Source organism: Ruegeria atlantica (genome assembly GCF_001458195.1).
Classification (GTDB): domain Bacteria; phylum Pseudomonadota; class Alphaproteobacteria; order Rhodobacterales; family Rhodobacteraceae; genus Ruegeria; species Ruegeria atlantica.
Genome location: NZ_CYPU01000071.1, coordinates 61,595 through 73,999 on the forward strand (window position 1 = coordinate 61,595; position 12,405 = coordinate 73,999).

The following is a 12,405-nucleotide window of genomic DNA, read 5'->3' on the forward strand; positions in this document are numbered from 1 at the left end:
CCTATCACCGCCCCTCGCGCAGCCAGCCCGCCAGAAGGAACCCGCCCGCCAGCAGCAATACAAGCCAAGGTGGCAATAGCCCGGCCTGCGTCACGTCACGTGTTTCATAGGCGTCGCGCGGGGTCAGACCGATCCATCCGCGCCCTGATGCGGGACGCCCGGCACGTACGTTGCGGATCGACGGCAAACCGTCCTCCAAACGTACCGTACCGCCGCGCAATTCTGTTGTCACAGGTTCCAGTACCTCGGCCGTTGCGATCGTGCGTTCGAATTCCTTGGGGGCAGCAGGGCCAAGCCCGATGACGGTGGATTGTTCCCCTTCCTGCAGGCGGTAGAGGCCAATTTCCGGTCCGAAATACTGTGCTTCGAACCGCCCCGGCGAGACCTCATCCAAGGTAATTTCGACCGTTTCGCCGTTCGGGCGGGTTACGGTTACCGGCCCGACCTCATCCCCCAGCGTTTGACGGATGATGCGCATCACCTGACCATTGGCCTCGGCCCATAAGGCCTCTTCCTCGAGCTCGGGCTCTTTCATCATCCAATGCGCCAACCGGCGCAGCAATTCCAGCTGCGGTCCGCCGCCTTCGAATCCGCGGCTCCATAACCAGGCATGGTCCGAGGCCAGCAGCGCCACGCGCCCTTCGCCAACACGGTTGAGCACCAACAGGGGCCGGTCATCCACGCCCGTCATCAACACCTCACCCGTACGGTGATTGACGTCGATCTGGCGCAGCCAAGCACCCCAGTTATCCGAGTCGCCAAGGTCCGTCGTGACCGGATGGCGATGCCCCAGGTCGGTGACCATCGGCACATAGCGTTCCTCGATCACCCGCGCAGTGGGTTGCGCGGGCAGGATCGGTGCCAAAGGCGAGCGGAAGATACTGTCGGCGCTGGCGAAATCCGGTCCGGCAGCAACAAGAACGGCACCGCCTTCGTTTATATAGTTGGTGACGTTGTCCAGATAGATCGCCGGTAGGATGCCGCGCCGCTTATAGCGGTCAAAGATGATCAGGTCGAAATCGTTAATCTTTTCCAGAAACAGCTCGCGCGTCGGGAAGGCGATCAGTGACAATTCATCCACCGGCACCCCGTCCTGCTTTTCAGGGGGGCGCAGGATGGTGAAATGTACCAGATCCACGGAACTGTCAGATTTCAGCAGGTTGCGCCATGTCCGCCCGCCCGGATGCGGCTCTCCGGACACCAGCAACACGCGCAGCCGGTCACGGACCCCGTTCATCTGGATCAGCGCGGTGTTGTTGCGATCGGTCAGTTCGCCCTCGGCCTCTGGTACGGTGAACTGAATCACGTTGCGCCCGCCATGGGGCAGTGTGATCGGCAGCTCAACATCAACACCAATGGGAATCGTGAATTGTTCGGCTTCGGCCCCGTCGACCGAAATTTCTAGTGGCGCGGTCGAGGCCCCAGTGGGCGCTGCTCCGCTATCGTCGACCCTTAGGGTCAAAGTGACGGGTTCATCAATAATGGCAAAGGCAGGTGCATTGCGGACGATCAGACGGCGATCCCAATCCGTTTTGCGTCCTGTCTGCAAAAGGTGCATGGGCGCGGGCAGGTCGGGGGCCTGATCGGCATCATGCACGATGCCGTCCGACACCACCAGAATGCCCGCGATCCGGGCTCGAGGCTCTTCGGCCAGCGCTTCGTTCAGCGCTGCCATGACTTGGGTGCCTTCGTCCCCGTCTCCGTCGCCTACGCGAATGCGGCGCAGTTCCGTATTGTCACGGGATTCAATCTCGGCCGCCAATTCCTTTGTGGCCTGCGCGGTCTGATCCGCCCGGTCCGAAAGGGTCTGGCTGGCGCTTTCATCCTCTATCATCAGAACGATATCGGTCAGCGGCGCGCGATCCTCGACCTGATAGACCGGACCTGACAGCGCAGCGATCACAACCAGCGCCGCCAAACCGCGCAAAGCCCAGCCAGACAGACCGCGCCACAGGGCCAGAACAACCCCAGCGACAGCAATCGCCACTACGATGGCGAGAATGGGCCAAGGGATCAGCGGATCGAAGATGACGGTTCCTGTCATTGTCCCAACCTGTCCAGCAAGGCAGGCACGTGCACCTGATCTGATTTGTAGTTCCCGGTCAGCACATGCATCACCAGATTGACACCAAAGCGGTTTGCAAGCTCACGCTGCCGCTCACCTGCATACCCGCGGCCAACCGGCAGTAGTGCCTGACCGTTGCGATCAATGGCCCAGGCCGCACCCCAGTCATTGCCGCCGATCACCACTGGCGTCACGTTATCATTGAGGTTGCGGAACGGCATGCCTTCGATCTGTTCGGCATCCAAGGGTGCGGCCTCGACCCACACTTCGGTGCCCGCGTAGCGACCCGGAAAATCCTGCAGCAGGTAGAAGGCACGGGTCAGGACATGGTCATGCGGTACAGGCTCTAACGAAGGGATATTCAGCGGAGCCGCGATCTGTTGCAGCTTGCGCCCATTCGGGCTGGCGGCCCCGAAGCGGGCTACATCCGCGTCTCGCGTGTCGAACAGAATCATTCCGCCCGAACGCAGGTAAGCGTTGAGCTTGGTATAAGCCTCAGCCGACGGTTGCGGCTGGTCAGGTGAGATCGGCCAATAAAGCAACGGGAAAAACGCCAACTCGTCCCGTTCCAGATCCACGCCAATGGGTTCAGCAGGTTCTACCGACGTTCGGAAAAACAACGTCTGAGCCAATCCCCGCATTCCTGCAGCCGCAATATCGTCAACCTGTTGATCACTCGTCAGAACATGCGCCAGAACCAGTTCCTGTGTGGCGCTCAACGCGAAATCTGTACCTTCGGGCGTTTGCGCCTGTACTTCGGGCACCAGCAAAATCGCCCCCAGTGCGACAGCCGCCGCCCTGGCAAGACCCAGGCGACCGGACAACGCCAGCGAGGCGATGACGTCGATCGTCAGTAACAACAATGCAAGGCTCAGCAGGATGCCCCCAATGGGTGTTTCGGTGCTGACCTCCTGGCCCTTGATCGGAACATCCGACGGCCAGACCGCTGGGCTGAGAACCGTTTCATCGGTCAGAACATTGCGTGCCAATTTCTGTTTGCCGCTTTCGTAAAGGCCGGGTCGCAGATCGGGACCGATCTGACCGGTCACAAGTTCAACACCATCGACGCCCGGTAGATTTCCGGCATCAAACAGAACACCAAAGCCATCCATAACTTGGATCGGTTCCCACGTGGTGCCTTGCAACTGTGACTCCTGCCGTGATTTCGCCGCTGACGAAACCGCCAGCCGGTCCAGCATTTCAACAAAAAGCCCAGACAAGGGAAGGCTGGACCATTCCGCATCCGCCGTGACATGGAACAGTACCACCTGCCCCAAACCCAACGCTTTGCGGGTCACCAACGGCGTACCATCCGAAAGTGAGGCAATCACCCGGTCCGCCAAATTAGGGTCTGGTTGCGCCATGACTTGCGTGGTCACTTTGACATCTTCCGGCACCTGAAGTCCGTAGAAGGGCGAGTTCTCCGGGAAAGGTGCCAGCCCTTTGGCTTCGCCCCAGCTCATCGCGCCACCGACCGAGCGTCCGCCGCTGCGCAGGCGCACCGGCAAAAGGGTGTCCTCGGCATCCCGGCCAAGATCGCTGGCCGCCATCCGCGGACCGGCAAAGCGCAGCAGCAAACCGCCCTGTTCCACCCATTCGACCAGCGCCGCTTGTTCGGACCCGGCCAGTTTCGCCACATCGGCCAGCACGATCACATCTGGATTGGCGGGCAGGACTTCCAGCAATCCGCCATCGACGAAGTCCGCCGTAGGGGTCAGAACTTGCGTCAGGTAATGCAACGGCGACAACAGCTCTAACCCTTCGCGGTTCAGCGATCCGGCAATCAGGGCGACTTCGCGTCGCCGCAAGCTGTCATCGGTCAGCGTGACGGCCCCTGCCGAACGCTCACCCTGAATCTCGAACCGGGTGATGCGCGCGCGCAGTTCGGAAGGCAGCGACAGTTCCACCTGCGCCTGTGTCTCACCGCTGGCAAACTCCATCTCGGCCGATTGCAGGACACGCATTGCACCGGCAGGGTCACGCCCCTGAGCCAGTATCGTAATGCGATCGACAGGGCCGGGTTCAGCCCGTTGCGTGGATAATTGAATGACCCCGTCCTGATAAGTGGCAGGCAGAATGGCGACCGCAGGCGACGGGGCCTGATAAACGGTCACATCACCGCGCGCGCGCAGGGCAGCCAAGATCGCCTCGTGCCCCTCGTAGGTCAGGCGGTCGCTGAACCAATGGGTGTCAAACCCTCCGTCCACCTGATCCATGGCAGCCAGCGCCATATCGACTTGCGCCCAGGTCGGTTGCCACGGTGTCGGGGTCAGCCCGGGTAAACGGCCACGCCATGCTTCGGCGGCTTGGAAAACGGGGGCTTCAGGTTCGGTCAGGCGCAGGATAGCCACGGTGCGACCCGCGCGCCCGGCCTCGATCAGCTGCACATTGATCTGATCCAGCGTCGTTGACCAGCGGGTCGCCCCGGCCCAACTGGCATCCAGCACCAGCAGCAACGGACCGGAGCCTGCCTGATCGCGCGAAGGGTTCAGGACCGGTCCGGCCAATCCAATGATAATCGCCGCCGCCGCCAGCATGCGCAGCAACAGCAGCCACCATGGGGTGCGGTCAGAAACGCTTTCGTCATCCCTCAACCCCAGCAGCAGCGTCACCGCCGGGAACAACCGACGGATCGGCGCGGGTGGCACGGCACGCAAGATCAGCCACAGGATCGGCAGGGTAAAGAGACCCATCAACACCCACGGTGCGGTAAAGCCAATGCCCGCCAGAACCGTCATCCCGTACCCCCATCCAGCGCACGATAGAGCCACAACAGAGCCGCTTGCGCACTGTCATCGGTGTGATGCAGCCCCAGTTGCCACCCTGTCGCGCGGCACAGCCGGGTCAGTGCGTCCTTACGCTTGGCAAGCCGTTCCAGATACCGCTCACGCAGATCTCCGGCCTTTAGGGTTTCGTGTCGGACAGATCCGCCGACGCTTTCAAAGATTGTGCGGCCCCGGTAGGGAAAGGTCTCTTCTCCGGGATCAAGAACCTGCAGAACCAAGCCTCGCACCCCACGGTCTGCGGCTTTGGTGAGGGCCAGTTCAACCTCATCCAGCGGACCAAGGAAATCGGAAATGAAAACGGCGCGGGCATGCGGGATCATGGCGCGGTGTTCGGGTGGCGCATAGTCGGACTCAGCATCCTCGGACCACGCTTCTGCCAGTCGGATGACCTGCGCGTTGCCGCGCCGTGGCGGCAGGGTCGTGCCAGTCAGGCCGACGCGCTCACCACCGCGCACCAGCAGGATCGCGGTTGCCAAACCCAGCAGACGAGCGCGGTCGGCCTTGGCGGACAGGTTCTTGTCAGACGCAAACCGCATCGACGCGCCCTGATCAACCCACAGCATAACCGATTGCGCAATCTGCCACTCGCGTTCGCGCACAAATTGTTGATCCCCTCTGGCAGAGCGCCGATGGTCGATCATCCGGCGGCTGTCGCCGATCTGAGCGGGGCGGTATTGCCAGAAGTCATCACCAAGCCCCGCGCGGCGGCGGCCGTGGTCGCCCAGCAGAACGGTTCCGGCCAATTGCTCAGCCCGTGCCAACAACGGCGGCAGCCGGGACGCTTCGGCCTCAGATCTTTCTCGAAGGGTCAGCGCCGCATTCACGCCGCAGCCTCGGTGCGGACAAGACCAGCGGCAGTCGAGTCGATCAGGTCAGCCAAACTGTCACCGCGCGCCCGCGCCGCAAAGTTCAACGCCATCCGGTGGCTGAGCACCGGACGCGCCATGTCCAGCACATCCTCGGAATTTGGGGCCAAACGCCCCTGCAGCATCGCCCGGGCGCGCACCGTCATCATGAGTGCCTGCGCCGCACGGGGACCGGGGCCCCAGGCGACGGTTTCAGCCACCCGTTCGGAAACACCCGCCTCTTCGGGGCGGAAGGCGCGGACAAGATCGAGGATCAGTTCCACAACAGAGTCCCCGACCGGCATACGGCGCAACAGGGTCTGAGCGGCCAACAGCTCTTCCTTGCTGAAAATCTCGTGCGCTTCGTCCTCTTCCACGCCAGTCGTGGCCAGAAGAATATCGCGCTCGGTCTGGCGATCGGGATAATCCACGTCAATTCGAACCAAGAAACGGTCCAGCTGCGCCTCGGGCAGTGGATAAGTACCCTCTTGCTCGATCGGGTTTTGCGTCGCCAATACATGGAATGGTTCACCCAGATCGCGGTCTTCGCCAGCCACAGTCACAGTGCGTTCCTGCATCGCCTGCAAAAGCGCTGACTGAGTCCGGGGGCTGGCGCGGTTGATTTCGTCCGCCATCAGCAGCTGACAGAAGATCGGACCGGAAATAAAGCGAAAGTGGCGGCTGCCATCCTCGGCTGTGTCCAGAACCTCGGACCCCAGAATATCGGCGGGCATCAGATCAGGCGTGAACTGGATGCGGTTACCGTGCAGACCCATCACGGTCGACAGCGTTTCAACCAGCCGCGTCTTGCCAAGCCCAGGCAGGCCGATCAGCAGGGCGTGCCCACCGCACAACAGGGCGGTCAGCGTCAGGTCCACGACCCTTTCCTGTCCGATAAAGCGACGGGTGATCGAGGCCTTGGCCTCTTGCAGTTTGATTTCCAGCGCTTCGATCTCGGACACGAGGTCGGCAGGTTCGGTCATGACTTTCCCTTCCGTGGACTATTATGGTTGAAGTGTATCGCGCGAAAAGGAAATGGCAAAAGCAATGAGCGGACAAAAACCTGTGACCCCCTCTCCGGACGGGCTGGCGGCCTCGGTCAAAGCGGCCAAAACCAGGGGTTTACCCCCTGTTCACCTGTGGAATCCTCCGTTTTGCGGCGATCTGGACATCCATATCGCAAAAGATGGGTGTTGGACTTATTTAGGGTCGCCGATCAACCGGTTCGAGCTTGTGAAGCTTTTTTCCTCAATTCTTAAGAAAGAAGACGGGAAATACTACCTTGTGACCCCGGTGGAAAAGGTGGGAATCACTGTCGAGGATGCGCCCTTTGTGGCCGTGGATTTTGACGCGACAGGCGAGGGTCAGGCCCAAGTACTGACATTTACGACCCGTGTTGGTGATACCGCGATAGCTGGTCCTGATCACCCGATCCGAATTGTCATCGATCCCGAAACAGACGAGCCGTCACCTTACGTATTGGTTCGCGCAAATCTTGAGGCGCGCATAGATCGCAAAAGCTTTTATCGTCTTGTGGACATCGCAACGCACAAAGATGGCTGGTTTGGCGTCTGGTCCAGTGGGCAGTTTTTCCCGCTTATCCGGTCGGACAGCCTGACCGACTAGGCCGGTTTTGCGACCCGACGATCCTGTGCCAGAACAACAGCCATTGCCACGACCCCTGCGCCCAGCGCTCGGGTCCAGTTCCACTCTTCGCCCAGCACCAGCATGATCAGCATCACGTAGAAGGGGGCGACATTGATGTGAAAGGACGTAAGCGCGACGCCCAGTTTGCCAATCGATGCAACAAACAGGATCTGGCTGAGCGCCATGGAAATCAGCGAATAGATCGCCAGCATCCCAATTTGACGCGTGTCGATAGAAATGGACGGCACGATATCCATGCCCAGATGATGTGCTCCGGCTATCAGGATGGTTGCCATGAAGAACCCGCCAACAAATGTGACCGCTGCGCGCCCGGTCTGGCTTAATTCGGGGAAATCTCGCGAGGTTGCCTGGCTACCCCAGCAAAACAGGGCTGTCGCTGCAACGGCACAGGCCGCGCCCAAACCCAACTGTGCCGGGGCTACCGCGCTGGTGGCGATCAATCCGCCCACTACCGAGATTAGAACCCCAACAGCAAAATTCCACTTGAGTCGCCGAGTACCAGAAGCAAGTTCCAGCAATGTCGCAATCAATGGCGCGCATGAGGCAATGATGGCCGTTGTGACCGGGTCAGTCAGTTTTTGCGCCACGATCAGCAGAAACATCCCCAGACCGATACCAAACCCGCCGACGACAAACGCATGTCCCCAACGGGCACGTAGAACCCGTTCCGGGCCATCTATCATGACCCAAATCGGGAGTAGAAACGCAACAGCCATGGCCATGCGCGCAACCAACAGCGCAACTGGCGGCCATGTCTGCAACAGCACCTCGGCCGCCGGAAACCCAGCCGCCCACGTCAGCATGGACGCCACTGCCAAGCCGTTGCCGGACAGGACCGAGTTTTGGCCGGCAGGCGCAGAAAGGGCGTTCCCGCGCGCGGGGTCTGGGCTCATCGCCATTATGTTCGAACCTTTTGTTGGTACGGCGTTCTGAAATGATTCGCCGCGTTGCCCGGACCCTCGCTGATTCAGTCAGCCGGATCTGGTCGAATTTCGACAAACTGTCGTTTTCAGTCTCTTTTGTTAAAATCGCCTCGCGGATAAGGTCAGCGCACCAGCTAACCAAAGGCCTCCGATGCCAAAATTCGCAGCCAATATCTCTCTGCTCTTTGCCGAGCTTCCCTACCTGGACCGGTTTCAGGCCGCCGCAGAGGCCGGGTTCAAGGCGGTCGAGATTCTGTTTCCCTACGAACTGGCCGCCAAGGAGACACACCGCGCGTTGCTGGCCAACGGTTTGGATCTGGTGCTGATCAATGCACCCCCACCCAATTACACCGGCGGTGATCCCGGTTATGCCGCTGTTCCCGGTGGTGAAGGCCGGTTCCAGTCGGATATCCGCCGCGTTTTGCGCTATGCTCAGGTGCTGCGCCCGGGGCTGATCCACATCATGTCAGGCTATTCCTCGGGACCGGACGCGTTTGAATGCATGGTTCGCAGCCTACAATGGACGGCCGACCTTGCGCCGCACCGACAATTCACGATTGAACCGCTCAATCCAGTGTCCCAGCCCGATTACTTCCTCAACGATTACAACCTGGCTGCTGACATCCTGGATCGTGTGGATCGCCCGAATGTCGGCCTGCAATATGACAGCTTTCACGCGCATATGATCCACGGAGATGCGCTGCAGGTTTGGGAACAGTTTCATCCACGGGTCGTACATGCCCAGGTCGGAGCAGCCCCGGACCGCTCTGAACCGGGACGCGGTCCGACGGATTTCGCTCAGCTTTTTAACGCTATGACGGCGTCGGGATATTCCGGTTGGGTTAGCGCCGAATACACACCGTCAACATCCAGAACCGTGCACTCATTGGGCTGGATGTGACGCCAGTTTCCCTATTCCGTCTGGCAATCAGGGGGAAAATATCTAAAACCGGGGCATCGCGACCTTAAGGATGCCCGAAATGATCCCTGCCCGCTTGGCCCACGCTGTATTCGGACTGATCATGTCCGGCCTCATGTCCTGTATCGTCACTGGCATCGCCACGGTCAAAGCTGTCGGTTTCGGACCGTCCACATTTGGTGACTGGATGGGTTCCTGGGCTTTTTGCTGGCCCATCGCCTTCGCCGTCATCCTGACCCTTGGACCAACAGTAAAACGTATGGTCGAGGGGTGGGTCAGACCGCAGGACTGACCCGCTGCAAAGAGGGCCCGTCGGGCCTGATGAGCAGCGCCCTAATGCGCCTCGGCCCAGTTCGCACCCTGCCCGGCATCCACGCTCAGCTTTACGTCCAGCTTCACCGCCGGATCAGATGCGCCTTCCATCACGTCGCGCGCGACATCGATCAAAGGGTCCACCGCATCCTCGGCAACTTCGAACAGCAATTCGTCATGCACCTGCAGCAGCATCTTGGCGGGCAGACCATTGATCGCATCTGGCATCCGCACCATCGCGCGCCGGATTACATCCGCCGCCGTTCCCTGAATCGGTGCATTGATCGCCGCCCGGCGCGAGAACCCCGCATGCGGCCCCTTGGCATTGATCTCGGGCGTATGAATTTTGCGCCCGAACAAGGTCTGCACATAGCAATGTTCTTTGGCGAAGGCGACGGTGTCGTCCATGTAGCGACGAATACCCGGAAAGCGTTCAAAATAGCGGTCGATGAACCCCTGTGCCTCGGCCCGCGGGATGCGCAGGTTGCGCGCCAGGCCAAAGCCTGAAATGCCGTAGATTACACCAAAGTTGATCGCCTTGGCCTGACGGCGGATATCCGGCGTCATCTCGTCCAGTGGCACATCGAACATCTCGGACGCGGTCATGGCGTGAATGTCCAGCCCATCGGAAAATGCCTGTTTCAGAGCCGAAATATCAGCGATATGCGCCAGAATGCGCAGCTCGATTTGGCTGTAGTCAAGGCTGACCAGTACGTTGCCCGGCTCGGCAATGAACGCCTCGCGAATTCGGCGACCTTCCTCGGTGCGCACTGGGATGTTTTGCAGGTTCGGATCGGTCGAGGCCAGACGGCCCGTGTTCGCCCCAGTGATCGAATAAGACGTATGCACCCTACCCGTATCGGGGTTGATATGGGTCTGCAGCGCGTCCGTGTAGGTCGATTTCAGCTTGGACAACTGCCGCCAGTCCAATACACGACGTGGCAATTCATGCTCGGTTGCCAGATCTTCCAGGATATCAGCGCCGGTCGAATATTTCCCGGTCTTACCCTTTTTGCCGCCTTCCAGACCCATCTTGTCGAACAGGATCTCGCCCAGTTGAGCCGGGGAGCCGACGTTGAAATTCTCACCCGCCAATTCGTGGATTTCAGCCTCTAATCCGGCCATTTTCTGGGCAAATGCGTTGGACATCCGGCTCAGCACATCGCGATCGACCTTGATGCCGTGCATTTCCATCTCGGCCAGAACCGGCACCAGCGGGCGTTCGAGCGTCTCATATACCGTTGTCACCTGCACCTGATGCAGTTGCGGTTTGAACAGCTTCCATAGGCGCAGAGTTATATCGGCATCTTCGGCCGCATAGGCGGTCGCCTCATCAATCGGCACCTTGTCGAAAGTGATCGCCGATTTACCCGAACCCAGCAGCGGTTTGATCGGGATCGGAGTGTGATTCAGATAGCGTTCGGACAAGGTATCCATACCATGCCCATGCTCACCCCCATGCATCGCGTAGGACATCAGCATCGTGTCATCGATTGGTGCCACGTTCACGCCATAGCGGACGAAAATCTTGGCGTCGTATTTCATGTTCTGCCCAATCTTCAGGATCGACGGGTCTTCGAACATAGGTTTGAGCAGATTCAGGGCCTCATTGACGGGCATTTGGCCCTCGGCCAGCGCGTCTGAACCGAACAGATCGTCGCTGGCGCTTTCGCGGTGGATCAGCGGGATGTAACACGCCTCGCCCGGCTCAACCGACAGGGAGATGCCAACAAGATCAGCGATCATTTCATTCAGGCCGGTGGTCTCCGTATCCACGGCGATCCAGCCGCGCTCATACGCCTGGTCGATCCATTTTTGCAGCGCACTCGCATCCCTTACGCATTCATACTTTGACGCATCAAAGGGGATAACTTCAGCTTCGACCACCTCAGCAGCTGGCGCAGGCGCATCGGCAATCGCTGGTGCTTCGGCACCCAACTTTTCCGCGATCCGCTTGGTGAGCGTGCGAAACTCCATATCTGCCAGAAAACCCAGCAAGGTTTCAGGTTCGGGGTCTTTCACCTCAAGATCGTCCAGCGTGAAATCCAGCGGTGTGTTCTCGTCCAGTTGCACCAGTTTCTTCGACAGTTCGATCTGGTCGCGCTTTTCGATCAGGGTCTGGCGGCGCTTTGGCTGCTTAATTTCTTCGGCCCGGTCCAGCAACGTTTCCAGATCACCATATTCGTTGATCAGCAGGGCGGCCGTTTTGACCCCAATGCCTGGAGCCCCGGGCACGTTATCGACGCTGTCGCCCGCCAGTGCCTGCACATCAACCACGCGTTCAGGGCCAACGCCGAATTTCTCAATCACGCCATCGCGGTCGATGCGTTTGTTCTTCATCGCATCCAGCATTTCGACACCGCCGCCAACCAGCTGCATCAGGTCCTTGTCCGAGCTTACGATTGTCACACGCCCGCCCGCCTCACGCGCCTGCACAGCAAGGGTCGCGATGATGTCGTCGGCCTCGTACCCTTCCAACTCTTTGCAAGCGATGTTGAAAGCTTTCGTTGCTTCGCGTGTCAGGGGCATCTGCGGGCGCAGGTCCTCGGGCATCGCTTCGCGGTTGGCCTTGTAGAGGTCATACATATCGTTGCGGAACGTGTGCGAGCCCTTGTCGAAGATCACCGCCACATGGGTCGGTGCGTCCGGGCCAGCGTTCCCTTCAACATATTTCTGCAACATGTTGCAAAAGCCAGAAACTGCGCCAATCGGCAGCCCGTCCGACTTTCGCGTCAGTGGCGGCAGCGCGTGATAGGCCCTAAAAATAAAGGCCGATCCGTCAATCAGATGCAGGTGACACCCTTTTCCGAAATTGCTCATGCGCGCGCTCCGTTCTGGTTGGAAACGGTTCTGCCACAGGCCCGCGTGGGTGGCCAGTAAAGAAGGT

9 protein-coding genes are annotated in these 12,405 nt (G+C 59.9%); 3 read left to right on the plus strand and 6 right to left on the minus strand.

Annotation, left to right across the window (positions count from 1 at the left end):
- Nucleotides 1-4: 4 nt before the first annotated feature.
- Genes RUA4292_RS19480 through RUA4292_RS19495 form a run of 4 tightly spaced genes read right to left on the minus strand, consistent with a single transcriptional unit; the run spans nucleotide 5 to nucleotide 6,679 of the window.
- Complete coding sequence (locus RUA4292_RS19480) at nucleotides 5-2,044, minus strand: hypothetical protein (protein WP_058279105.1); 2,040 nt, start codon at nucleotides 2,042-2,044, stop codon at nucleotides 5-7.
- Nucleotides 2,041-4,803 (minus strand): DUF4159 domain-containing protein, encoded by a 2,763-nt coding sequence (locus RUA4292_RS19485; RefSeq protein WP_058279106.1) that lies wholly within the window; start codon nucleotides 4,801-4,803, stop codon nucleotides 2,041-2,043. The genes RUA4292_RS19480 and RUA4292_RS19485 overlap by 4 nt, the downstream gene beginning before the upstream one ends.
- Nucleotides 4,800-5,675 (minus strand): DUF58 domain-containing protein, encoded by an 876-nt coding sequence (locus tag RUA4292_RS19490; RefSeq protein ID WP_058279107.1) that lies wholly within the window; start codon nucleotides 5,673-5,675, stop codon nucleotides 4,800-4,802. Before RUA4292_RS19490 ends, RUA4292_RS19485 begins: the two co-directional genes overlap by 4 nt.
- The gene (locus tag RUA4292_RS19495; RefSeq protein WP_058272869.1) at nucleotides 5,672-6,679 is read right to left on the minus strand and encodes an AAA family ATPase; all 1,008 of its coding nucleotides are present in this window, start codon (nucleotides 6,677-6,679) and stop codon (nucleotides 5,672-5,674) included. The genes RUA4292_RS19490 and RUA4292_RS19495 overlap by 4 nt, the downstream gene beginning before the upstream one ends.
- 64 nt (nucleotides 6,680-6,743) lie before the next feature.
- Here RUA4292_RS19495 and RUA4292_RS19500 point away from each other — a divergent pair, with 64 nt between their 5' ends.
- Nucleotides 6,744-7,322 (plus strand): DUF1285 domain-containing protein, encoded by a 579-nt coding sequence (locus tag RUA4292_RS19500; RefSeq protein ID WP_058279347.1) that lies wholly within the window; start codon nucleotides 6,744-6,746, stop codon nucleotides 7,320-7,322.
- Here the strand turns inward: RUA4292_RS19500 and RUA4292_RS19505 are convergent.
- A complete protein-coding gene (locus RUA4292_RS19505) occupies nucleotides 7,319-8,263 on the minus strand; it encodes a DMT family transporter (protein WP_233493503.1) in 945 nt (314 codons plus the stop codon). The two genes, RUA4292_RS19500 and RUA4292_RS19505, sit on opposite strands and share 4 nt — an antisense overlap.
- 175 nt (nucleotides 8,264-8,438) lie before the next feature.
- Here RUA4292_RS19505 and RUA4292_RS19510 point away from each other — a divergent pair, with 175 nt between their 5' ends.
- On the plus strand, nucleotides 8,439-9,188 hold the full coding sequence (locus tag RUA4292_RS19510) for a hydroxypyruvate isomerase family protein (RefSeq protein ID WP_058279108.1): 750 nt from the start codon (nucleotides 8,439-8,441) through the stop codon (nucleotides 9,186-9,188).
- A gap of 79 nt (nucleotides 9,189-9,267) precedes the next feature.
- A complete protein-coding gene (locus tag RUA4292_RS24250; protein ID WP_082637211.1) occupies nucleotides 9,268-9,498 on the plus strand; it encodes a DUF2798 domain-containing protein in 231 nt (76 codons plus the stop codon).
- A gap of 41 nt (nucleotides 9,499-9,539) precedes the next feature.
- Here RUA4292_RS24250 and polA read toward each other — a convergent pair whose 3' ends face one another.
- A complete protein-coding gene (gene polA, locus RUA4292_RS19520; RefSeq protein WP_058279110.1) occupies nucleotides 9,540-12,338 on the minus strand; it encodes a DNA polymerase I in 2,799 nt (932 codons plus the stop codon).
- Between the last annotated feature and the right edge of the window lie 67 nt (nucleotides 12,339-12,405).